Here is a 21,553-nt window from a genome sequence, read left to right as displayed (position 1 = left end):
GGCCACAGGCCCTTGTCAGGTTCAGGCGGGCTTGTCGCGCCGGCGCATGGCTTTGGCGCGTTTCTCCAGGACCAGGTAGACAAGCACCGCCAGCAACAGCGGCACCAGGTAGTACAGCGTACGGTAGCCCAGCAGGGCCGCCACCAGCGAACCCTGGGCCAGCTGCCCGTGCAGCAGGGCCAGGAATACCGTTTCCAGCACACCCAGCCCGGCCGGGATATGCGCGACCACACCTGCCACGCAGCTGATCAGCAGGATGCCAAGTATCGACGGGTAGAAGGCTTCGCCAGGCAGCAGCCAGAAGATCAGCAGTGCCATCAGCGCCCAGTTGCTGGCACCCAGCACGACCTGGCACAGCGCCAGGCGCAGCGACGGTAGCGTTACCTCATGGTCGCGCCAGCGCCAGGTGCGCTTTTTGGCGAAACCACAGGCCAGCAGGTAGCCTGCGGAAATCGCCAGCAATACCAGGCCGATCAGTTGCAGGCCGGTGGCGCCCACCGCCCAGTTGGCGGGTAGCTCGACCAGGCGCAAGGCGAACACCGTGCCAGCCAGCAGCATGTAGCCCATCCAGTTGGTCAGCAGGCCCAGGGTGAGGATGCGGGTGATGGTCGGTGTGTCCAGGCCCAGGCGGCTGTATAGCCGGTAGCGCAAGGCAACGCCACCCACCCAGGTGGTGAAATTGAGGTTGAAGGCGTAGCACACGAAGGCCACCGGCAAAACCTGGCGAGCCGGCAGGTGGTGGCCGGTGTAGGCCCGCGCCAGCAGATCGTAACTCGCGAACGTCAGGTAGCTGCACCCGGCCAGCGCCAGGCCGATGGCCAGGTTGCCAGGCTTGTAGGCCAGCAATGACTGGCGCACCTCGTTCCAGTCCAGGTTGCGCGCCAGCAGGTACAGCAGCGCAGGGATCAGGATCAGGAATGCCAGGGTGAACAGCCGTTTGCCCCAGGTTTGCCAGTGTTTTCGTGCCATCAGGTCTTGCCCTCGTGATAGTCACCCTGTACCTCGGCCTCCGGCTGCACCGAACGCAAGCGCTGGCGGTGCGCCGGGAACCAGCCGGCAATCCGCGGGAAATGGCGGATCACGTGGAAACACACGAAGATCAGCGGCGCCCGCCACCAGTAGCCACGGACCATGCGCTCCAGGGTGACCGGCTTGCATTGATCGCGGGCCAGCGCCTGCAGGTGCTGGTTGAGTTGATGGTTGAAGGCACGATCACGGATGAACAGGTTGGCTTCCAGGTTGAACGACAGGCTCAACGGGTCCAGGTTGCTGGAGCCGACGGTGGCCCACTGGTCGTCCACCAGCGCCACCTTGCCGTGCAAGGGCCGCTGGCAGTACTCGTGAATGGCCACACCGTCGCGCAGCAGGTAGTTGTACAGCAGCCGCGACAGCGCCCGTACCCAGCGCATGTCTGGCTGACCCTGCAGGATCAGCTGCACCTCCACGCCACGCCGGGACGCATTGCGCAGTTCGCGCATCAGCCGGTAGCCCGGGAAGAAATAGGCATTGGCCACCACGATGCGCTGCCGGGCACTGCGAAACGCCTGCAGGTAGTGGGCTTCGATATCGGTACTGCGCAGCCCGTTGTCGCGCTCGATCAGCACCGCGCTGCTGGCACCGGCAGGCTCGGTCAGCGGCCGCACCGCGCTGGGCGGCTGCAGCACCGGCGACATCAGGCGCTTGCTGGCGGCATGCACTTGCGCCACCACCGGGCCGGTGACTTCGACGGCATAGTCCTGCTTGGCCATGGCACCAAAGTCGCCCAGGTGGTCGGCGCTGTAGTTGATGCCGCCGATGAATGCCCGCTCACCGTCGACCACCACGATCTTGCGGTGCAGGCGCCGGAACAGGTTGGTGCGCATGCCCACCAGCCGCGGCTGCGGGTCGAAGGCGTGGAAACTGACCCCGGCATCGGTCATGGCGGCAATGAACGGCGCAGGCAGGTCGGCAGTACCGTAGCCATCCACGGCCACTTCGACACGCACGCCGCGCCGGGCGGCATCGATCAGTACCTGCTGCAACTGCTGGCCGACCTTGTCATCGAAGATGATGAAGGTCTCCAGCAGGATTTCCTCCCGAGCGTGGGCCATGGCCTCGAACACACGGGGGTAGTATTGCTCGCCATTGATCAGCAACTGCACGCTGTTGCCGTCTACCCAGGGTCGGTTCACAGGTTGATCTCCGCAGCCAAAGGGGCGTGGTCGGAGAGGTGCGACCACGGGTACTTCGACAGCACCCGGGCAGTGCCGGGCATGGCGTTGCGCAGGTAGATGCGGTCCAGGCGCAGCAGTGGCAGACGCGCCGGAAAGCTGCGAGCCGGGGTGCCGAAATGCTCGCCGAAGGCTTCTACCAGGTGTTCGCTCAGCACCGTATCGGCCTTCAGCCGCCAATCATTGAAATCGCCGGCAACGATCACCGGCGCCTTGGGCGGCAGGCTGTCGAGCAGGTCCAGCAGCAGCCTCACCTGGCGTTGCCGGTGCGCCTCGCGCAGGCCCAGGTGCACGCACACCGCATGCACCTGGTCATGGCCTGGCACCTCCAGTTGGCAATGCAGCAGGCCGCGCTGCTCGTTGCCCTGTACCGAAACGTCCAGGTTGTCGAAGCATCTGATGGGGAATTTCGACAGCAGGGCATTGCCGTGGTCACCGTGGGGGTACACGGCATTGCGGCCGTAAGCGTACTGTGGCCACATGCTGTCGGCCAGGAACTCGTACTGGGGTGTATCCGGCCAGGCCGGGTGGCGCAGGGCGTGTTGCTGGTGGCTACCGTGCACCTCCTGCAGGAACACCAGGTCGGCGCCGGTGGCGCGCACGGCTTCGCGCAACTCGGGCAGGATGAAGCGCCGATTGAAGAAGGTGAAGCCCTTGTGCACGTTCAGCGTCAGTACATTCAGCCGATGCACGGCGGTAACCTTGTCGAAGATGCAGTGCGGGGCAGGCAGGGTCCTGTTCACAGCGCCACCTCTGGCACCACGCCAGGCTCGGTCATCAGCTCATGGTCCAGCGACAGCTTCTGCAGCAGGCGCCGGGCGTCATAGGGTGCATGGACTTTCTGGTCGTTGTCGAAATAGCAGTAGACGTCACGGGGCGCGCGCCGTGGTGGCGGCCCCGGCACGACCAGCTGGGCATCGTCGGCCTGCCGCCCCTGGCTCCAGTGCTGGATGCGCTGCTTCCAGCGCCGCAGCGCCTGGGCGGTATAGCCACTGCTGTACAGCTCGACATCGCCATGCAGGCGCATGTACACGAAGTCGGCGGTGACATCTTCGACGTAAGGCCATTTCCCGGCGCTGTCGGCCACCACCAGCGCCACCCGGTGTTTGCGCAGCAGCTTGATGAAGGCTTCGCACAAAAAGCTCTCATTACGAATTTCCACGGCGTGGCGTAGCCGTGCGTTGCCCTTGATATCGGTACTGCCGTTGTCCCTCAGGCGTTGCGCACACCCCAGCGCGCAGTCGCGGGCGGCCTTGCGGCTGTGTGGCAGCAGCTCGAGAAAACGGCTGAAGCGGGCCTCGTCGAACTTCATGTTCGGTGGAAACTGCCAGAGGAATGGCCCTAGCTTCTTGCCGAGCAGCAGCGGCCCGGAAGCGAAGAAATTGGCCATGGGTTCTTCGATATCCCTTAGCCGACGCACATGGGTGATGTAACGCGGGGCCTTGACCGCGAACACGAAGCCGGGCGGGGTGTCGTCACGCCAACCCTGGTAGCGTTCGGGCGTTTGCAGGCTGTAGAACGAGCCGTTGATCTCGATGCTGTTGACCGCCCGCGAAGCGAACGCCAGTTCGTCGTCCTGGGGCAGGCCCTTCGGGTAGAAATCCTTGCGCCACGGACCGTAGCGCCAACCGGAGATGCCGATGCGGATATCGCTCACGCTGCCTTCCTCATTACCGGGTCCTTGTTCGGTCACTCTGAAGGTGCGACTGGTGAACAGCGGCCAGGGTTCAGCACGGTTGACCAACGGAAAAGGCCATACCGCGTTGAACTTTGCAGCGCGCGACGTTTCCACCGCATATCTGCTGCGGAGGAAGGGCGCCAGGATGAAATTCGACCGTTTTGCCCAGTGGCTGGCCAATTGGTCCGGCCGCCCGCTGACCTTCGGCATCGCCTGCCTGCTGATCCTGAGCTGGGCATTGACCGGGCCGTTGTTCGGCTTCAACGACACCTGGCAACTGGTGATCAACACCTCTACCACCATCATCACCTTCCTCATGGTGTTCCTCATCCAGAACACCCAGAACCGCGACAACGACGAACTGCACATCAAGATCGACGAACTGCTGCGCACCACGCAACGGGCGCACAAAGCGCTGCTGGACCTTGAAGACATGGACCCGGCCGAGTTGCATGCCTTGCGCAAGCAGTACCGGCAGATGGCCGGGCAGGGTGACGATGCGCAGAAGACCAAGGAATGACCTGCCACCCTGGAGGCAAGCATGGCCAGACATATCGTCCACTTCACCGGGCCGATCAATTCGTCCACCTGTGGCAACCTGATCAACACCTGTTCGCGGGCGTTGCAGCAGGGCGCCGAGGTCCTGCAGCTGAACATCGCCACCATGGGCGGCGAGTGCAGTTACGGGTTTACCTTGTACAACTTTCTGCGGGCATTACCGGTCGAGGTGCATACCCACAACCTGGGCACGGTGGAATCCATGGGCAACATCCTGTTCCTGGCCGGGGACCGGCGCACGGCGTGCAGTTGCAGCAAGTTCCTGTTCCATCCTTTCCACTGGACCTTGCACGGCTCGGTGGACCATTCACGCATGGCCGAATATGCGATGAGCCTGGACTATGACCTGCGGCTGTATGCACAGATCGTCGCCGAGCGGACCGAGGGCGCGGCCGAGGTACTGGATGTGCCGCGCTACCTGATGGCCTACCCGCGCATACTCGGGCCACGGGAAGCCCTGGAGAGCGGCATGATCCAGGCCATTGACGAGATGCCGATCGAGCTGGAGGCGTGTCATTGGAGTGTGCATGCCTAGCGGTTGCCTGTGCTGGCCTCTTCGCGCGCAAGCCCGCGAACGGTCGCCGTGGCACCAATATTGTGCCCGCATGTGTTTCGCGCCACACGTCGGCTGAGGGCAAAACCATTGAGCAGAGCCAGCGTTCGAGTGTTCGGAACCAAGGTAAGGCGCAGATCCATGCATCCCGCCAAACCATCGCAAGGAGAAACGACATGGCGCAGGACCAAGACCGCACCAGCCACCGTGGCGGCAACAAGGAAACCAACCCAGGCAACTTCGCCAACGACCGGGAACGGGCTTCCCGCGCCGGGCACAAGGGTGGTCAGGTTTCTGGCGGCAATTTTGCCAATGACCGCCAGCGGGCTTCGGACGCCGGCCGCAAGGGTGGGCAAAACAGCCACGGCAAAGGTCGCCATCAGTGATTTTTTGAATTTTCGGCGCATACCCCGATCAATCAGGGTGTCATCCATGGAGAAGAGGAGGCCCCTGCGATGCCTAGCCCACAGCTCTACATCATCGATTACCAGCTGCATGGCCAGCCGCGCAGTTTCATCATCCGCCTGGAGCAGCTGGACAATGTCGAGGCCTGGCATTGGGCAAGTTGCGATGCGGGCATCGGCATCATTCCCAGGTTCGGCCGGGAGAAAATAAGGAAAGTCAGCAGGCCAATGGCAGAGCGCTACGGGATTACCGCAGTGAGCTGGCGGGTGTCGGGGAGCAAGCCGAACCCGTCGGCGGGGGGGCCGGCGGCGACAATGTGATTCCCCGAGCTGCACGACCTTGCGCGGCCCCTGTTGGAGCGGCTTTAGCCGCGAACACCGGCGTAGCCGGTGCCATGCACCGCGTTGGATTCTTCGCGGCTAAAGCCGCTCCCACAGGAATGCTTGGTGCTCATTGAATGAGAGTGGCAACGGCCAGGTGAGGTCGGTTGAATGCCGACCGCCCCTGACCAACGGCCGCGTCAGGGCTTTTTCAGCACCAGGGTGAGGATGTCGTAGCTGGCGACCAGTTCACCCAACTGGTTGGTCACCTCCACATCCCACGCCACCACGCCCTGGGGCTGGCCCAGCGGGCTGGTCTTGCCCTGGTCGATCTTGCGCTTGCAGGTCAGGCGTGCCTGGATGGTGTCGCCGATGCCCACCGGGTTGATGAAGCGCAGGGTATCCAGGCCGTAGTTGGCCAGTACCGGGCCTTCACCTGGCGAGACGAACAGCCCGGCCGCTGCCGACAACACGAAGTAGCCGTGGGCGATGCGCTTGCCGAACTGCGATTGCTTGGCGGCGATCTCGTCGAAGTGCATGTAGAAATGGTCGCCCGACAGGCAGCCGAAGTTGACCAGGTCGGCTTCGGTCACGGTACGGCGGTGGGTGAGCAGCGACTCGCCGATGCGCAGTTGCTCGAAATAGCGGCGGAACGGGTGTACTTCGGTTTCGATCACTTCGCCACCGCGCACGTATTCGCCGGTTACCGCCGTGAGCATGCTCGGCGAACCCTGTACCGCAGCGCGTTGCAGGTAATGCTTGACCGCACGCAGGCCACCCAACTCTTCACCACCACCAGCGCGGCCCGGGCCGCCGTGCTTGAGTTGTGGCAATGGCGAGCCATGCCCCGTGGATTCCTTGGCCGCCTCGCTGTCGAGTACCAGCAGCCGGCCATGCCAGGCAGCGGCCACCGGGATGGCCTTGGCCGCTACGCTACGGTCGGCGGTGACCAGGGTCGCCACCAGGCTGCCTTTGCCACGCGCGGCCAGCGCCAGGGCTTCATCGAGGTCGTCATAGGCCATCAGCGTGCTGACCGGGCCGAACGCTTCGATATCATGGGCACCGCCTTCGGCATGCGGGTCACGGGCCTGCAGCAGGGTCGGGGCGAAGAACGCGCCCTCGGCCACACCCTCGCCACGCGGTGCGAAACCGTCGCTGGCGCCGAACAGTTGGTCGCAGCTCTGCAGCAGGCTGCGCACCCGCTCGGCCACATCGTGTTGCTGGTCGTGGGAAGCCAGGGCGCCCATGCGCACACCCTCTAGCGACGGGTCACCGACCACCACCTTGCTCAGCCGCTCGCGCAGGCGTGTGGCAACGGCGTCGATGTGCCTGGCCGGTACAATGGCGCGGCGGATGGCGGTGCATTTCTGCCCGGCCTTGGTGGTCATTTCGCGGACCACCTCCTTGATGTACAGGTCGAACTCTTCGCTGTCCGGGGTCACGTCCGGGCCGAGGATGGCGCAGTTCAGCGAATCGGCTTCGGCGGTGAACGGCACCGAGTTGCGGACCAGGTTCGGTGTGACACGCAACCTGGCGGCGGTGTCGGCTGAACCGGTGAAGGTCACCACGTCCTGGCCTTGCAGGCGGTCGAGCAGGTCGCCGGTGCTGCCAATCACCAGTTGCAGGCTGCCTTCGGGCAACAGGCCGGATGCATTCATCAGCCGCACCACGGCCTCGGTCAGGTAGCTGGTCGAGGTCGCAGGCTTGACGATGCACGGCATGCCCGCCAGGAAGGTCGGGGCGAACTTCTCCAGCATGCCCCAGATGGGGAAGTTGAAGGCGTTGATGTGCACCGCCACGCCGGCGCGCGGCACCAGGATGTGGCTGCCGGCAAAATGGCCTTGCTTGCCCAGCGGGATCGCCGGGCCTTCGTGCACCAGGTTGCCCGACGGCAACTCACGGCTGCCAATACCTGCATAGGAGAACAGCGTGGCGTTGCCGCCTTCGATGTCGATCCAGCTGTCGGCACGGGTGGCGCCGCTGTGGTGGGACAGGGCGTAGAGCTGTTCCTTGCGCTCGGCCAGGTACAGGGCCAGCGCCTTCAGGCGGGCAGCGCGTTGCTGGAAGTCCATGGCCATCAGCGCGGCCAGGCCACGGCCGCGGGCAAAGTCCACGGCCTCGGCGAAATCCGGACGTTCTTCGTGGCTGTAGGCCAGGACGTGGCCGTCCAGGGCGCTGCGCAGGGCCTGGGCGCCTTGCTGGCCAAGCCAGCGGCCAGCGATGAAGCTTTGCAGGGTAGGGGCGGCAGACATGCTGTTCTCCAATGTAGAGGGGCGCTGTTACCACAGCGCCACGGTATAGCCGATGATCAGGCGGTTTTCGTCCACGGCGTTGGTCAGGCCATTGCCGGAACGGAAGGTGACGTTGCGCCAGCGCAGGCTGACGTCCTTGAACGGGCCGCTCTGGATGACATAGGTGATGTCGGTGTCGCGCTCGCGCTCACGGCCATTGCTGACGGTGGCGGTTTCGGCGTGGCGGCCATCGGTGTAGCGGGTCATGAAGCTCAGGCCGGGGATGCCCATGGCGACGAAGTCGTAGTCGTAGCGCACCTGCCAGGAGTCCAGCCCGGCGCGGGTAAAGGTGTTGTAGGTGACCAGGTTGACGGTGAACGGGTCGCCGCCGTTCACGAACGGGAAGGCACTGTCGCCGGACATCTGCTGCCAGGTGGCGGTGAACTTGTGGGCCCGTACGCCGAGGGTGAACATGGCGTTGAAGTTGCGGTTGTCGATGTTGCCAGCGCGTTCGGCACCGTCGTTGCGGCTGTCGAAGTAGCGCAGGTCGGTGCGCAGGCTCAGGCCTTCACCCAGCGGGCGGGTATCGATCAGGCCGACGAACTGCTGGCGGTAGATGTCCTCGAGCTTGGCGTAGTAGTAGCTGACGCTGGTTTGCGGGGTGAGGGCGTAGCTGCCGCCGCCGAAGTCCAGGTGGTCGCTGCTGGCGGCGCCATAGCCGATGTCGTCGCGGCCCGAGGAATCACGCAGGTTGGCCTTGGTCAGGCGGCCGGCGTTGAAGGTCAGGCCGGCCAGGTCCTGGCTGGTGAGCAGGCCGCCCTGGAAGGTGGAGGCGAGCAGGCGGGTGTCGTTGTACACCACCACCGGCAGGATCGGTTGCAAGGTGCCCAGGCGCAGGGTGCTCTTGGACACCCGCACCTTGCCGGTCAGGCCCAGTTCGCTGTAGTCATCGACCGGTTCATGGCTGTTCGGGCCGAAGGGCAGCAGGCCGGTATTGCGGCGGTCGCGGCTGGAGTCGAGCTTGATGCCCAGTTGGCCCATGGCGTCGACACCAAAACCGACCGGGCCTTCGGTGAAGCCCGACTCCAGCTTGGCGGTAAAGCCCTGGCCCCATTCCTCGGCCTTGGCCTGCGGTGCATTGCTCTGACGGAAGTCGCGATTGAGGTAGTGGTTGCGCAGCTCCAGCCGGGCGTGGCTGTCGCCGATGAAATCCGCCATGGCCGGCATCGGCAGGGCGAGGGTGGCCAGCCAGGCGGCCGAAATGAAGTGCGTGCGGTTCATTGTTGTTGTTTTACCCGACATGGTTGTTCTTCCCTGGTAGTCAGTGCTTGCTGGCGCCGGCAGCGCCGATTCCGGTCATGGAGCGGATGAACTGGGCCAGGTAGCGGCCACGTTCCTGATTGGCGCGTTCGGAACTGTCGGTGACGGAGAACACCCAGGCGCCGAGGAAGGCCAGGCTCATGGAGAACAGCGCCGGGTTACTGTAGGGGAACAGCGCCTTTTCGTTATGCAGCACGTTGACCCACACCGCCGGGCCCAGTACCACCAGCAGCACCGCCGAGACCAGGCCAGCCATGCTGCCGCACACCGCGCCGCGGGTGGTCAGGCCTTTCCAGAACATCGAGAGCAGCAGCACCGGGAAGTTGACCGAGGCGGCCACAGCCAGCACCAGGCCGGAGAGGAAGGCGATGTTCTGCGATTCGAACATCAGGCCGAGGATGACCGCCAGCAGGCCGATCAGCAGGGTGGCGATACGCGACACGCGCATTTCTTCCTGTTCGCTGGCCTTGCCCTGGCGCACCACGCAGGCATACAGGTCGTGGGAAACCGCCGAAGCGCCGGACAGCGCCAGGCCGGCGACCACCGCCAGGATGGTGGCGAAGGCCACGGCGGAGATGAAGCCGAGGAACAGATTGCCACCTACCGCCTGGGCCAGGTGCACGGCGACCATGTTGCCGCCGCCGATGATCGCGCCGGTGGCGTCACGGTAGGACGGTTCGGTACCGACCATGACGATGGCACCAAAGCCGATGACGATCAGCAGCAGGTAGAAGTAGCCGATGAACCCGGTGGCATAGAACACGCTCTTGCGCGCTTCCTTGGCATCCCTGACTGTGAAGAAGCGCATCAGGATATGCGGCAGGCCGGCGGTACCGAACATCATGCCCAGGCCCAGGGAAATAGCGTCCACCGGGTTGGACAGCAGGCCGCCGGGGGCCATGATCGCCTGGCCCTTGGCATGTACGGCCACGGCGCTGGCGAACATCGCCTCGGTGCTGAAGCCGAAATGCTTGAGCACCATGAAGGCCATGAAGCTGGTACCCGACAGCAGCATCACCGCCTTGATGATCTGCACCCAGGTGGTGGCAAGCATGCCGCCGAAGGTGACGTAGGCGACCATCAGCACGCCCACCAGCATCACCGCGTACAGGTAGCTGATGCCGAACAGCAGTTCGATCAGCTTGCCGGCACCGACCATCTGCGCCACCAGGTACATCAGCGCCACCACCAGGGTGCCGAAGGCCGAGGTCAGGCGCACCGGGGTTTGCGCCAGGCGGTAGCTGACCACGTCGGCAAAGGTGTACTTGCCCAGGTTGCGCAGGCGTTCGGCGATCAGGAACAGGATGATCGGCCAGCCGGCCAGTACGCCAAGGGCATACAGCAGGCCGTCGTAACCGTTCATGAACATCATTGCCGAAATGCCCAGGAACGAGGCGGCGCTGATCATGTCGCCGGCGATCGCCAGGCCGTTCTGCATGCCGGTCAGGCCCCCGCCGGCGGTGTAGAAGTCGCTGGCCGAGCGGGTGCGCATGGCAGCCCAGCGGGTGACCAGCAGGGTGAAGCAGACGAACACCATGAACATCGAGATGGCGGTCCAGTTCATTGTGCGCACTCCTGCTTGACCTTGTCGTTGAGCGGGTCGAGCACGTTGTTGGCGCGGTGCACATAGATGCCGGTCAGGGCGAAGGACAGCAGTACCATCAGCACGCCCACCAGCATGCCGACGGTGGTGACGCCACCGCTGAGGGACTGGCCGAGGGTGCTGGGGGAAAACGCCACCAGCAGGACGAAGCCGTAGTAGATCACCAGCATGGCCAGGGTCAGGCTGCCGTTGAGGCGGCGTTTGCGCTGTACCAGGTGCTGGAAGTCGGGGTGGTTGACGATGCTTTCGATGCGTTCGGGTGTCATGGGTTGCGATCTCTGGGTGTTGTAATTGTTTTGTTGAGGTCACGCGGGTGTTGCGGTGTTGCTGATGGCCTCTTCGCGGGTGAACCCGCTCCCACAGGTAGGGCGCTGCTCTCAGGTCTTGTGTAGTCCCTGTGGGAGCGGGCGCGCCCGCGAAGCAGTCGGCTCGGTTTCAGAGCTGGTCGAAATCGAGCACTACCTTGTCGCTCACCGGGTAGGTCTGGCACGACAGCACATACCCGGCCGCCACTTCGTAGTCCTCCAGGGCATGGTTGCTGTCCATCTCCACTTCGCCCTCGATTACCCGGCACTTGCAGGTCGAGCACACGCCGGCCTTGCACGAATAAGGCAGCTCGGCGCCGATGGCATTGCCGGCGTCCAGCACGTTCCGGGTGTTGCGTGGCAGGTCGAAGGTGAGGGCGCGGCCGTCGCTGATCACGGTGATGTGGCTGAGCGCCGAGTCCACCTGGCGCGCCGCCTCGCGGGCTTCACGACGGGTTTCGCTGCCAGCGGCGGCAAACAACTCGAAATGGATGCGTTCCTTGGCCATACCATTGGCCCGCAGGCTGTCGCGCACCGTCTCGGTCATCGCCTGCGGGCCGCAGATGAACGCAGCATCCAGGCTGGCAACGTCCATCCAGCGGGAGAACAACTGGCCGCACTTGTCGGCGTCGATGCGGCCGTTGTACAGGTCGACATCCTGCTGCTCGCGGCTGAACACGAAAATCAGGTTCAGGCGGTCGAGGTAACGGTTCTTCAGGTCTTCCAGCTTGTCGCGGAACAGTGCGCCGGAGCTTGAGCGGTTGCCGTACAGCAGGGTGAAGCGGCTGTGTGGCTCGCTGGCCAGGGTAGTGGCGATGATCGACAGGATCGGGGTAATGCCGCTGCCGGCAGCCACGCCCAGATAGTTGCCCTGGCGGGCCGGGTCCAACGGCACGAAGAAGCTGCCCGATGGCGGCATCACTTCCAGCTGCTGGCCGGCCTTGAGCATGTCATTGGCAAATGCCGAGAAGCGCCCGCCAGGCACCCGCTTTACCGCCACACGCAGCTCGCCGTCCTGCACGGCGCTGCAGATGGAGTAGGAACGGCGGACTTCTTCGTTGTCCAGCCGGGTACGCATGACCAGGTACTGGCCCTGGGTGAAACGGAACTGCGCCTGCAGGTGCTTGGGCACGTCGAAGGCAATCGACACCGCATCGCGGGTCTCGTTGCGCACTTGCTTGATGGTCAGGCTGTGAAACTGGCTCATGGCGTTCTCCACGGCTCAAATGCATTTGAAATAGTCGAACGGCTCCAGGCACTCGCGGCAGCGGTACAGCGCCTTGCAGGCGGTGGAGCCGAACTGGCTGAGCAATTCGGTATGGGCGCTGCCGCACTGCGGGCAGCACACCTGGGGCGTCTCACCGAGCAGGCTGCGCTTGCTGGCGCTGCCCTGTGGCGGGGCGATGCCATAGGCGCGCAGGCGCTCGCGGCCCAGTTCGCTGATCCAGTCAGTGCTCCAGGCCGGGGTCAGCCGGCGCTCCAGGGCTGGCGCGGGAAAACCGGCCTGTTCCAGCGCCTGGCGGATATCACCCTCGATCACCTCGGTGGCCGGGCAGCCGGAGTAGGTCGGCGTGACCACCAGGTGCAGGTGGCCGGCGTGCCAGTCGAGGTCACGCACGATTCCCAGGTCGACCACGCTGACCACGGGCACTTCCGGGTCCATGACCTGGGCCAGTACCGCCCAGGCCCGGGCCAGGTCGTCGCTTTGCTGTGCGCGGGCGCCACGGTCGCCGGCAATCAGCTCACCAGGTTGCATCGGGGTACGCCCTTGGCAGGAACTGCATTTCGGCCAGCAGCAGGCCGAGGTGCTCGGTGTGCAGGCCTTTGCGACCGTCCAGGTAAAAGTGGCCGGCGGCCTTGGGCAGCGGCAGCTCGACCGAAGAGAACGTCTCGCCAACCTGCTTGAGCCAGGCAGCGCCGACGGCAGCCGGGTCGGCGGCAACACCCGCTTGCGCCAGGTGCACTTCATTGTCGCTGCCGGCGGCCAACTCGACGGTGAAGCGCCACAGTGCAGGGATGGCCGCGAGCATGCGTTGGCGGCTTTCTTCGGTGCCACCGCCCAGGCGTTGCACCCACTCGCTGGAGCGGCGCAGGTGGTAGGTGACTTCCTTCAGGGCCTTGGCGGCGATACCGGCGATACGTTCGTCGTTCGAGCTGACCAGGCCCTGAAGCACGGCGTAATGCCAGGCGTCATAGAAAAACTGCTTGGTCATGGTCACGGCGAAATCGCCGTTGGGCTGCTCGACCAGCAGCAGGTTGCGATAGGCCCGCTCGTCACGGCGGAAGGCCAGGGCGTCGGCGTCACGGCCGTCATCGAGCAGCTCGGCGGCGTACTCCAGCCAGTTGCGCGCCTGGCCGACCAGGTCGAGGCCGACGTTCATCAGGGCCAGCTCTTCTTCGATGGCCGGTGCGCGGCCACACCATTCGCAAAGGCGCTGGCCCTGCACCAGGGCACTGTCGCCGAGCAGCAGCAGGTAGGGGATAAGGGTTTCGTTGTGCATGGCCAACCTCACATGTGTCCGACTTCGTCGGGCAGTTCGTAGAAGCTGGCATGGCGGTAGACCTTGTCGTCCGCCGGGGCGAACAGCGGGTCTTTCTCGTCGGGGGAAGAGGCGGTGATCAGTGCCGAGGGCACCACCCACAGGCTGACGCCTTCGCTGCGGCGGGTGTACAGCTCACGGGCGTTTTCGATGGCCATGGCGGCATCGGCGGCGTGCACGCTGCCGACATGCTTGTGGTTAAGGCCGTGCTTGCTGCGCACGAACACTTCGTAGAGGGTCCAGACAGACATTTTCGATCTCCGCATCATTCGCCGCTCAGGCGGCGTTCTTGTTCTGTTGCTTGCGCGCGTAGGCCACGGCGGCCTCGCGTACCCAGGCGCCGTCCTCGATGGCCTTGCGCCGGGTGGCGACACGTTCCTGGTTGCACGGGCCATTGCCCTTGATCACTTCGTAGAACTCGTCCCACTGGATTTCGCCGAAGTCGTAGTGGCCGCGCTCGGCGTTCCACTTCAGTTCGGGGTCGGGGGCGGTGCAGCCGAGCAGTTCGAGTTGCGGCACGGTCTGGTCGATGAAGCGCTGGCGCAGTTCATCGTTGGTCTGGCGCTTGATCTTCCAGGCCATGGACTGGGCGCTGTTCGGGGAATGCTCGTCGCTGGGGCCGAACATCATCAGCGCCGGCCACCACAGGCGGTTGATCGCGTCCTGGACCATGTCCCGCTGGGCCTGGGTGCCGTGGCGCATCATGGTCAGGAGGATTTCGTAGCCCTGGCGCTGGTGGAAGCTCTCTTCCTTGCAGATGCGGATCATCGCGCGTGAGTAGGGGCCGTAGGAGGTGCGCTGCAGCACCACCTGGTTGACGATGGCAGCGCCATCCACCAGCCAGCCTACTGCGCCCATGTCGGCCCAGCTGAGGGTGGGGTAGTTGAAGATGCTCGAATACTTGGCCTTGCCGCTGTGCAGCTTGGCAATTTCTTCGTCACGGTCGGCGCCCAGGGTTTCCATGGCGCTGTACAGGTACAGGCCGTGGCCGGCTTCGTCCTGGATCTTGGCCATCAGCTGCAGTTTGCGCTTGAGGCTTGGGGCGCGGGTGACCCAGTTGCCTTCGGGCAGCATGCCGACGATTTCCGAGTGGGCGTGCTGGGAGATCTGCCGGATCAGGGTCTGGCGATAGGCCTCGGGCATCCAGTTCTTGGCTTCGATCTTGATTTCGGCGTCGATCTTTTCCTGGAAGTTGCGCTCCTCGGGCGACATCTCTTCCAGCGACTTGACGCGCTTTACTCCGGTTTCCACTAGCTGTGCGTACATGTGTTCCGACTCCTGCTAAGGCATGAGTCATTTGTAAGCGATACAAAACATAACGTCAAACACATTTGTGTGTATCAAATAAGATTTGTGTATCACATTGGTGGCCCTTTCGCGGGTAAACCCGCTCCCACAGGTCATGTGCAGCCCCAGGCATGATGCGACTCCTGTGGGAGCGGGTTTACCGGCGAAGAGGCCAGCCGAAAAAACGCAAAAAAAAAGCCCCGGACGATGCCGGGGCCGAAAAGGCAGCCGAATGAATCAGCTGGCCAACCGTTTGTCGAACACGTGGCAAGCCTTGCCCTCGGAACGCTTGAGCGTGCCGCAGGGCTGCAGGCGCACCTGGGTGCTGATGCCGATATAGGTCTTGATCTGCCTGGTCAGTTCCGCGGTCAACAGCTTGCGCTGGCCTTCATCGAGGTGCTGGCACTCTGCGCGCAATTCCACATGCACCTCGACGCTGTCCAGGTTTCCATTGCGATACAGATGAATCTCATACATTTCTGAAAGCTGTTTTATTTTTAGCACCTGCTCCTCGATCTGGGTCGGGAACACGTTGACCCCGCGAATGATCAGCATGTCATCGCTGCGGCCAGTGATCTTGCCGATCCGGCGCATCGGCCGTGCGGTACCGGGTAGCAGACGAGTGAGGTCGCGGGTGCGGTAGCGCACCATTGGCAGCGCTTCCTTGCTCAGCGAGGTGAACACCAGTTCGCCCAGCTGGCCGTCCGGCAGCACCTCGCCGCTGACCGGGTCGATGATCTCGGGGTAGAAATGATCCTCCCAGATGGTCGGGCCATCCTTGGTTTCGATGCACTCCATCGCCACCCCAGGCCCCATGATTTCCGACAGGCCATAAATGTCGAGGGCATCGATACCCAGCCGTTGCTCGATCGAGCGGCGCAACTCGTCGGTCCATGGCTCGGCGCCGAATATGCCCAGGCGCAGCTTGAGGTCGTGCGGGTCGATGCCCTGGCGCTCGATCTCGTCGGCCAGGTTGAGCATGTAGGAGGGGGTGACCATGATGATGTCGGGCTGGAAGTCGCGAATCAGCTGCACCTGCTTCTCGGTCTGGCCACCGGACATGGGGATCACCGTGCAGCCCAGGCGCTCGGCACCGTAATGCGCGCCAAGCCCGCCGGTGAACAGGCCGTAGCCGTAGGAAACATGCACCTTGTCACCCTTGCGCCCACCCGCGGCGCGGATCGAGCGGGCGACCACATTGGCCCAGGTGTCGATGTCGTTCTGGGTGTAGCCGACCACCGTCGGCTTGCCGGTGGTGCCGCTGGAGGCGTGCAGGCGCACCACCTCCTGCTGGGGCACGGCGAACATGCCGTAGGGGTAGTTGTCGCGCAGGTCGTTCTTGCCGGTGAAAGGGAACTTCGCCAGGTCTTCGAGGCACTTGAGGTCGTCGGGGTGGGCGCCACACTCGGCAAAGCGCTGGCGATACAGCGGCACGTTGTCATGGGCGTGCTTCAGGCTCCAGCGCAGGCGCTCCAGCTGGTGCTGGCGCAGGGCGTCGACACTGGCGGTTTCCATCGGGTCCAACAGGGCACGATCGGCATCATGGTACATGTTCATGGCTTCACTCGAATTGTTCTTTTACGCCGCGCAGTCCCGGTTGCAGGCCGCGTGGTGAGTGTCATGAGCGCAGCATATACGGCTGCGTTCGGTTCGGTAACAAGCCGATGGTCTGAACCGCTCAGAGGCGTTCGATGACCATCGCGATGCCCTGGCCAACGCCGATGCACATGGTGCACAGGGCGTAGCGTCCGGCAGTTTCTTCCAGCTCGTGCAACGCGGTGGTGACCAGGCGTGCACCGCTCATGCCCAGCGGGTGGCCGAGGGCGATGGCACCGCCGTTGCGGTTGACCCGCTCGTCGTCGTCGGCCAGGCCTAACTCGCGCAGTACCGCGAGGCCCTGGGCGGCAAAGGCCTCGTTGAGCTCGATGACGTCCATGTCGGCCAGCGACAGCCCGATAAGCGCCAGCACCTTGCGGGTAGCCGGCACCGGGCCGATGCCCATCAGCCGTGGTTCGACCCCGGCCACCGCCATGCCGACGATGCGGCCGCGGGCCTTCAGGCCATGGCGGTGGGCGGCGGCGCTGCTGGCCAGCAGCAGGGCACAGGCACCGTCGTTGACCCCGGAAGCATTGCCGGCGGTGACGCTGCCGCCCTCGCGGAACGGGGTGCCGAGCCTGGCCAGTTGCTCCAGGGTGGTGTCGCCGCGGGGATGTTCGTCGTGCTCGACCACTTTGGCCGGGCCTTTGCGCTGCGGGATCTCGACCGGCACGATTTCCCGTGCCAGGCGCCCGCGGGCCTGGGCGGCAGCGGCCTTGTGCTGGCTGCGCAGGGCGAAGGCGTCCTGGTCGGCGCGGGAAATACCGAACTGTTCGGCAACGTTCTCGGCCGTTTCCGGCATCGAATCGGTACCGAAGGCCGCCTTCATCAGCGGGTTGACGAAACGCCAGCCGATGGTGGTGTCGAACAGCTCGGCTGCGCGGCCGAATGCCTGCTCCGACTTGCCCATGACGAACGGCGCGCGTGACATCGACTCCACGCCACCGGCCAGCATCAGCCCGGCCTCGCCGCAGCGCAGGGCGCGGGCCGCATTGCCGATGGCATCCAGGCCGGAGCCGCACAGGCGGTTGATGGTGGTGCCCGGCACTTCGATCGGCAGCCCGGCCAGCAAGCTGGCCATGTGCGCCACGTTGCGGTTGTCCTCGCCAGCCTGGTTGGCACAGCCGAGGATGACGTCGTCGATGGCTTTCCAGTCCAGTTCGGGGTGGCGCTGGATCAGGGCCTTGAGCGGGATGGCGGCCAGGTCATCGGCGCGCACGCCGCTCAAGGCCCCGGCATAACGGCCAATGGGTGTGCGCACGGCGTCGATGATTAAGGCATCGGCCAGGGTGTGTTCAGTCATCTTGCGTCTCCTGCGCCAGCACAGTGCCGCGCACTTTGTAGGATTTGCCATGGAACATCGCCACCAGCTCACCGCGCTGGTTCTCGATGCGGACCTCGTACAGGCCGGTGCGGCCCTTGCGGCTGACCTCGCTGGCGCGGGCGGTAAGCACGTCATCGCGCAGCGCCGGGGCCAGGTAGTCGATGCTGCAGCCCAGGGCGACGGTGGCCTGGTCGTAACTGTTGCAGGCAAAGGCAAACGCCGAGTCGGCCAGGGCGAACAGGAAGCCGCCATGGCAGGTGCCATGGCCCTGGATCATGTCGGCGCGTACCGGCATGCGCAGGCATGCCTGGCCCGGGCCGGCTTCCAGCAGGCGGATGCCCAGGCCCTGGGTGGCCTGGTCGCGGGCGTACATGGCCTCGGCACAGGCTTGTGCCAGTTCGACTTCAGTCATGCAGGGTGCCTCCTTTGGCTTCGCAGCGGCGTAACAGCAGGGAAGGGCGGTAGCGGCTCTCGCCGTAGCTGCGCTGCAGGTTGTCGAGCACGCGCAGGGTGTGGGGGATGCCGATGTTCGCGGCCCAGGCCAGCGGGCCGCGGGGGTAATTGACGCCGGCGCGCATGGCCAGGTCGATGTCGGCGGCGCTGGCGACGCCGTGCAGCACCGCATCGGCGGCCTCGTTGGCGAGCATCGCCACGGTACGCAGCACCACCAGGCCGGGCAGGTCGGCGACTGCGGTTACCTTCAGGCCGGCACGCCGCAGCAAGGCCACCGCCTGGTCGCGGGCATTGTCGCTGGTGTCGGCCGACCAGCTGATGGCGAGGCGGGTGGCGGTGCCGTAGTCCAGGGCCAGGTCGAGCAGCACCAGGTTGCGCAGGCCATCTTCCCGGGCGCGCTGGCTGGCCAGGCGGCCATCGGACAGTGCCAGGGTGGCATCGCCCACCTGGATCAGGCCGCTGCCGGCGCGCTGGGTGACGGCGACGCCGCTTTGGCGCAGGCGCTGGACCAGCGGCTGCATCACCCCCAGGTCGCCTTCGACGACGCAGGCATCCACGATGGCGGCGCCATGCAGTTCGGCTGGTTGCGGGCGTTCGGCGCCTTCGGCATAGCTATAGAAACCTTGGCCGGTCTTGCGCCCGAGACGGCCCGCGTCCACCAGCTCTTTTTGCACCAGCGAAGGCTGGAAGCGGAAGTCACCATAGAAAGCATCGAAGACCGAGCAGGTGACGGCGTAATTGACGTCGTGGCCGATCAGGTCGGTGAGCTCGAACGCGCCCATGCGGAAACCACCGGCATCACGCAGCAGCGCATCGAGGCTGGCGCAATCGGCTGCGCCTTCCTGCAGCAGGCGCAGGCTTTCAGCATAGAATGGCCGGGCCACGCGGTTGACGATGAAGCCCGGCGTGGAGCGCGCGTGCACCGGCTGCTTGCCCCAGGCCTGGGCGGTGGCGTGAATGCACGCGGCAATGGCCGGGGCGGTGGCCAGGCCTGAGACCACTTCGACCAGGGCCATCAGCGGTGCCGGGTTGAAGAAGTGCATGCCGACCACCTGCTGCGGGCGTTGCAGCCCGGCAGCCAGGTTGGTGATGGACAGCGACGAGGTGTTGCTGGCGAGGATGCAGTCAGCGCAGCACAAGGCTTCCAGCTGGCTGAACAGCGCCTGCTTGACCTGCAGGTTCTCGACGATGGCCTCGACCACCAGGCGGGCATCGGCCAAGGCATCCAGGGCGTCCACCGGGCACAGCCGGGCGCTGATTGCGTCCCGTTCGGTGGCCTGCAACTTGCCTTTTTCCACCAGGCGAGCAAGTTGCCGGTCAATACCGGCCACCGCCTGGGCTGCAGCGCCCGGGCGGTTGTCGTAGAGCTTTACCGGGTGGCCAGCCTGGGCCGCGACCTGGGCGATGCCTGCGCCCATGGCGCCCGCACCGATCACCGCCACCTGCGCATTGCTTGCGAGTGCGCTCATGATCAACGCCCCTTGAATGCCGGTGTGCGCTTGTTCATGAAGGCACTCACGCCTTCGCGGTAGTCCTCGCTGCGCCCGGCCAGGCGCTGCAGGTCGCGCTCCAGCTCCAGTTGCTCATCGAAACCGTTGTCGAAACTGGCGTTGAGGCTGCGCTTGATCAGGGCCAGGCCGTAAGTGGGCTGGGTGGCGAGCTGGCGGGCGAGGGTGAGGGCCTCGTCGCGCAGTGCGGCATCGTCCACCACGCGGTGGATCAGCCCCCATTGCTGGGCCTGTTCGGCGCCCAGGCGCTCGCCCAGCATGGCCAGGGCCTTGGCCCGCGCCATGCCTACCAGGCGCGGCAGCAGCCAGGTACCGCCAGAGTCGGGCACCAGGCCGATCTTGCAGAAGGCCTGGATGAAGCTGGCCGAGCGGGCGGCCAGCACCAGGTCGCAGGCCAGCGGGATGTTGGCACCGGCGCCGGCAGCCACGCCGTTGACCGCGCAGATCACCGGCAGCGGCAGGTCGCGCAGGGTGCGCACCAGCGGGTTGTAGAACGTGTCGATCGATTCGCCCAGGTCCGGCATCTCGGCGCCTGGCGCGACGTTGCGATCGGACAGGTCCTGGCCGGCGCAGAAACCTCGGCCTTCGGCAGTCAGCAACAACACCCGCGCTTCGCTGCTCTGGCGCACTTGTTTGAGCGCTTCGCGCACTTCCAGGTGCATGGCGGTATTGAAGCTGTTCAGCTGTTCGGGGCGATTCAACGAAAGGAGGGCGACGCCGTCCTCGATGGAAAACAGGATGTGCTGGAAAGTCATGACAGACTCGCTCCGTCAGTCGAGGGAAAGATTATCAGCGGCCTTGGAAGCGGGCCTGGCGTTTTTCCTGGAAGGCACGAATGCCCTCGTCGCGGTCGGTAGTGCCGGCCAGCAAGGTGAAGGCATGGCGTTCGAAGCGCAGCCCGCTGGCCAGGTCGGTATCGCCGGCCTTGAGCAGCGCTTCCTTGGCCAGGCGCACCGCCAGCGGGGCCTTGGCGGCAATGCTGCGGGCGACGTGCAGGGCGCGCTCTACGGTGAGTTCCGGCTGGGTGATTTCGCTGACCAGGCCGGCCTGCAAGGCATGCCGGGCGCTGATGGCCTCGCCGGTCAGCACCATTTGCATGGCCAGCGGCTTGCCTACGGCCCGCAGCAGGCGCTGGGTGCCACCGGCGCCGGGGATGATCCCGAGGTTGATTTCCGGCTGGCCGAAACGGGCGTCGCTGCCGGCGATGACGATGTCGGCGCACATCACCAGTTCGCAGCCGCCACCCAGGGCGTAGCCATTGACGGCGGCGATCAGCGGCTTGGCGAAAGCGGCGATGCTTTGCCAGTGGGCCACACGGGGGTCGTTGAGGATGCCGACCAGGTCGCGCTCGGCCATCTCGCGGATATCGGCGCCTGCGGCGAATGCCTTGCGGCTGCCGGTGATGACCACCGCGCGGGTCTGCTTGTCTTGCCCGGCCGCTTCCAGTGCAGCGGCCAGCTCTGCCAGTAACTCGGTGCACAGGGCGTTGAGTGCCTCGGGCCGTTGCAGGGTAATGAGCTGGACGCCGTGTTCAGGCGCCTGCACATCGAGATATCGCGGCATGTCGGGTTCCTCTGGCTGCACGCACGGCACATCGTGGGGCCGGCATTTCTTGGAATTGTTTGCAGGGGCGTGATGCGGGATCACGTCCAGGTGGAACCA

Annotated in this window: 21 protein-coding genes and 2 pseudogenes; 4 read left to right on the top strand and 19 right to left on the bottom strand. The window is 65.0% G+C overall.

Annotation, left to right across the window (positions count from 1 at the left end; all coding sequences use genetic code 11):
- Window positions 1-21: 21 nt before the first annotated feature.
- From M2S36_RS18330 to M2S36_RS18315, 4 genes are read right to left on the bottom strand one after another with little or no spacing between them, the layout of a single operon-like run.
- Window positions 22-969, bottom strand: a complete 948-nt coding sequence (locus M2S36_RS18330) for a lysylphosphatidylglycerol synthase domain-containing protein (protein ID WP_207831975.1) — start codon at window positions 967-969, stop codon at window positions 22-24.
- Complete coding sequence (clsB, locus tag M2S36_RS18325; RefSeq protein WP_207831977.1) at window positions 969-2,171, bottom strand: cardiolipin synthase ClsB; 1,203 nt, start codon at window positions 2,169-2,171, stop codon at window positions 969-971. The genes M2S36_RS18330 and clsB overlap by 1 nt, the downstream gene beginning before the upstream one ends.
- The gene (locus M2S36_RS18320) at window positions 2,168-2,953 is read right to left on the bottom strand and encodes an endonuclease/exonuclease/phosphatase family protein (protein ID WP_207831979.1); all 786 of its coding nucleotides are present in this window, start codon (window positions 2,951-2,953) and stop codon (window positions 2,168-2,170) included. The genes clsB and M2S36_RS18320 overlap by 4 nt, the downstream gene beginning before the upstream one ends.
- The gene (locus tag M2S36_RS18315; RefSeq protein WP_333957568.1) at window positions 2,950-4,002 is read right to left on the bottom strand and encodes a DUF72 domain-containing protein; all 1,053 of its coding nucleotides are present in this window, start codon (window positions 4,000-4,002) and stop codon (window positions 2,950-2,952) included. The genes M2S36_RS18320 and M2S36_RS18315 overlap by 4 nt, the downstream gene beginning before the upstream one ends.
- Window positions 4,003-4,033: 31 nt before the next feature.
- On the opposite strand from M2S36_RS18315, the gene M2S36_RS18310 reads away from it, so the two are divergent.
- The 4 genes and pseudogenes from M2S36_RS18310 to M2S36_RS18295 all read left to right on the top strand — a co-directional run bounded on the left by M2S36_RS18310 (window position 4,034) and on the right by M2S36_RS18295 (window position 5,724).
- Window positions 4,034-4,408, top strand: a complete 375-nt coding sequence (locus M2S36_RS18310; RefSeq protein ID WP_207831983.1) for a low affinity iron permease family protein — start codon at window positions 4,034-4,036, stop codon at window positions 4,406-4,408.
- A 21-nt stretch (window positions 4,409-4,429) separates the two neighbouring features.
- A complete protein-coding gene (locus M2S36_RS18305) occupies window positions 4,430-4,981 on the top strand; it encodes an ATP-dependent Clp protease proteolytic subunit (protein ID WP_207831984.1) in 552 nt (183 codons plus the stop codon).
- 251 nt (window positions 4,982-5,232) lie between these two features.
- Window positions 5,233-5,385 (top strand): annotated as a pseudogene (locus M2S36_RS18300) (general stress protein); the annotation flags it as partial.
- 69 nt (window positions 5,386-5,454) lie between these two features.
- Entirely contained in the window at window positions 5,455-5,724 is a 270-nt protein-coding gene (locus M2S36_RS18295) for a DUF6555 family protein (protein ID WP_207831988.1), read from the top strand.
- 200 nt (window positions 5,725-5,924) lie between these two features.
- Here M2S36_RS18295 and paaZ read toward each other — a convergent pair whose 3' ends face one another.
- From paaZ to paaF, 15 genes and pseudogenes are all read right to left on the bottom strand, one after another.
- Entirely contained in the window at window positions 5,925-7,976 is a 2,052-nt protein-coding gene (gene paaZ / locus M2S36_RS18290; RefSeq protein WP_207831990.1) for a phenylacetic acid degradation bifunctional protein PaaZ, read from the bottom strand.
- Between the two features lie 27 nt (window positions 7,977-8,003).
- A complete protein-coding gene (locus M2S36_RS18285; RefSeq protein WP_087502177.1) occupies window positions 8,004-9,236 on the bottom strand; it encodes an OprD family porin in 1,233 nt (410 codons plus the stop codon).
- A 40-nt stretch (window positions 9,237-9,276) separates the two neighbouring features.
- A pseudogene (locus tag M2S36_RS18280) lies at window positions 9,277-10,845 on the bottom strand (cation acetate symporter); the annotation flags it as partial.
- Complete coding sequence (locus tag M2S36_RS18275) at window positions 10,836-11,144, bottom strand: DUF485 domain-containing protein (RefSeq protein ID WP_046614155.1); 309 nt, start codon at window positions 11,142-11,144, stop codon at window positions 10,836-10,838. The pseudogene M2S36_RS18280 and the gene M2S36_RS18275, both read right to left, overlap by 10 nt.
- A gap of 169 nt (window positions 11,145-11,313) precedes the next feature.
- Complete coding sequence (gene paaE / locus M2S36_RS18270; protein WP_333957566.1) at window positions 11,314-12,390, bottom strand: 1,2-phenylacetyl-CoA epoxidase subunit PaaE; 1,077 nt, start codon at window positions 12,388-12,390, stop codon at window positions 11,314-11,316.
- A gap of 15 nt (window positions 12,391-12,405) precedes the next feature.
- Complete coding sequence (gene paaD, locus M2S36_RS18265; RefSeq protein WP_333957565.1) at window positions 12,406-12,939, bottom strand: 1,2-phenylacetyl-CoA epoxidase subunit PaaD; 534 nt, start codon at window positions 12,937-12,939, stop codon at window positions 12,406-12,408.
- The gene (gene paaC / locus M2S36_RS18260; RefSeq protein WP_333957564.1) at window positions 12,926-13,684 is read right to left on the bottom strand and encodes a 1,2-phenylacetyl-CoA epoxidase subunit PaaC; all 759 of its coding nucleotides are present in this window, start codon (window positions 13,682-13,684) and stop codon (window positions 12,926-12,928) included. Before paaC ends, paaD begins: the two co-directional genes overlap by 14 nt.
- 8 nt (window positions 13,685-13,692) lie before the next feature.
- A complete protein-coding gene (gene paaB, locus M2S36_RS18255; RefSeq protein WP_013972614.1) occupies window positions 13,693-13,974 on the bottom strand; it encodes a 1,2-phenylacetyl-CoA epoxidase subunit PaaB in 282 nt (93 codons plus the stop codon).
- 25 nt (window positions 13,975-13,999) lie between these two features.
- Window positions 14,000-14,989, bottom strand: a complete 990-nt coding sequence (gene paaA / locus M2S36_RS18250) for a 1,2-phenylacetyl-CoA epoxidase subunit PaaA (protein ID WP_015270325.1) — start codon at window positions 14,987-14,989, stop codon at window positions 14,000-14,002.
- 258 nt (window positions 14,990-15,247) lie between these two features.
- Window positions 15,248-16,567, bottom strand: a complete 1,320-nt coding sequence (paaK, locus tag M2S36_RS18245) for a phenylacetate--CoA ligase PaaK (protein ID WP_333957562.1) — start codon at window positions 16,565-16,567, stop codon at window positions 15,248-15,250.
- Between the two features lie 121 nt (window positions 16,568-16,688).
- Entirely contained in the window at window positions 16,689-17,909 is a 1,221-nt protein-coding gene (gene pcaF, locus M2S36_RS18240; RefSeq protein WP_333957561.1) for a 3-oxoadipyl-CoA thiolase, read from the bottom strand.
- Window positions 17,902-18,342: a hydroxyphenylacetyl-CoA thioesterase PaaI gene (paaI, locus tag M2S36_RS18235; protein WP_207832005.1), complete on the bottom strand. Its 441-nt coding sequence runs from the start codon at window positions 18,340-18,342 to the stop codon at window positions 17,902-17,904. The genes pcaF and paaI overlap by 8 nt, the downstream gene beginning before the upstream one ends.
- On the bottom strand, window positions 18,335-19,852 hold the full coding sequence (gene paaH / locus M2S36_RS18230) for a 3-hydroxyacyl-CoA dehydrogenase PaaH (protein WP_333957560.1): 1,518 nt from the start codon (window positions 19,850-19,852) through the stop codon (window positions 18,335-18,337). Before paaH ends, paaI begins: the two co-directional genes overlap by 8 nt.
- Window positions 19,853-19,854: 2 nt before the next feature.
- Window positions 19,855-20,646, bottom strand: coding sequence for a 2-(1,2-epoxy-1,2-dihydrophenyl)acetyl-CoA isomerase PaaG (paaG, locus tag M2S36_RS18225; RefSeq protein WP_233687810.1), 792 nt, complete (start codon window positions 20,644-20,646; stop codon window positions 19,855-19,857).
- A 34-nt stretch (window positions 20,647-20,680) separates the two neighbouring features.
- A complete protein-coding gene (gene paaF, locus M2S36_RS18220; RefSeq protein ID WP_333957558.1) occupies window positions 20,681-21,454 on the bottom strand; it encodes a 2,3-dehydroadipyl-CoA hydratase PaaF in 774 nt (257 codons plus the stop codon).
- Window positions 21,455-21,553: the final 99 nt, after the last annotated feature.

The organism is Pseudomonas sp. SF2 (assembly GCF_036858055.1).
Taxonomy (GTDB): domain Bacteria; phylum Pseudomonadota; class Gammaproteobacteria; order Pseudomonadales; family Pseudomonadaceae; genus Aquipseudomonas.
The sequence above is the reverse complement of the archived record's forward strand: the minus strand, read 5'-3'. Positions and strand labels throughout refer to the sequence as shown.

Coding starts and splice junctions, on each gene's coding strand:
- M2S36_RS18275 (WP_046614155.1), bottom strand. CDS start 11,144: ATGACACCCGAACGCATCGAAAGCATCGTCAACCACCCCGACTTCCAG.
- paaB (WP_013972614.1), bottom strand. CDS start 13,974: ATGTCTGTCTGGACCCTCTACGAAGTGTTCGTGCGCAGCAAGCACGGC.
- paaD (WP_333957565.1), bottom strand. CDS start 12,939: ATGCAACCTGGTGAGCTGATTGCCGGCGACCGTGGCGCCCGCGCACAG.
- paaK (WP_333957562.1), bottom strand. CDS start 16,567: ATGAACATGTACCATGATGCCGATCGTGCCCTGTTGGACCCGATGGAA.
- paaH (WP_333957560.1), bottom strand. CDS start 19,852: ATGAGCGCACTCGCAAGCAATGCGCAGGTGGCGGTGATCGGTGCGGGC.
- M2S36_RS18330 (WP_207831975.1), bottom strand. CDS start 969: ATGGCACGAAAACACTGGCAAACCTGGGGCAAACGGCTGTTCACCCTG.
- M2S36_RS18310 (WP_207831983.1), top strand. CDS start 4,034: ATGAAATTCGACCGTTTTGCCCAGTGGCTGGCCAATTGGTCCGGCCGC.
- paaA (WP_015270325.1), bottom strand. CDS start 14,989: ATGTACGCACAGCTAGTGGAAACCGGAGTAAAGCGCGTCAAGTCGCTG.
- paaF (WP_333957558.1), bottom strand. CDS start 21,454: ATGCCGCGATATCTCGATGTGCAGGCGCCTGAACACGGCGTCCAGCTC.
- paaE (WP_333957566.1), bottom strand. CDS start 12,390: ATGAGCCAGTTTCACAGCCTGACCATCAAGCAAGTGCGCAACGAGACC.
- paaZ (WP_207831990.1), bottom strand. CDS start 7,976: ATGTCTGCCGCCCCTACCCTGCAAAGCTTCATCGCTGGCCGCTGGCTT.
- M2S36_RS18305 (WP_207831984.1), top strand. CDS start 4,430: ATGGCCAGACATATCGTCCACTTCACCGGGCCGATCAATTCGTCCACC.
- pcaF (WP_333957561.1), bottom strand. CDS start 17,909: ATGACTGAACACACCCTGGCCGATGCCTTAATCATCGACGCCGTGCGC.
- M2S36_RS18295 (WP_207831988.1), top strand. CDS start 5,455: ATGCCTAGCCCACAGCTCTACATCATCGATTACCAGCTGCATGGCCAG.
- paaG (WP_233687810.1), bottom strand. CDS start 20,646: ATGACTTTCCAGCACATCCTGTTTTCCATCGAGGACGGCGTCGCCCTC.
- M2S36_RS18285 (WP_087502177.1), bottom strand. CDS start 9,236: ATGAACCGCACGCACTTCATTTCGGCCGCCTGGCTGGCCACCCTCGCC.
- paaC (WP_333957564.1), bottom strand. CDS start 13,684: ATGCACAACGAAACCCTTATCCCCTACCTGCTGCTGCTCGGCGACAGT.
- paaI (WP_207832005.1), bottom strand. CDS start 18,342: ATGACTGAAGTCGAACTGGCACAAGCCTGTGCCGAGGCCATGTACGCC.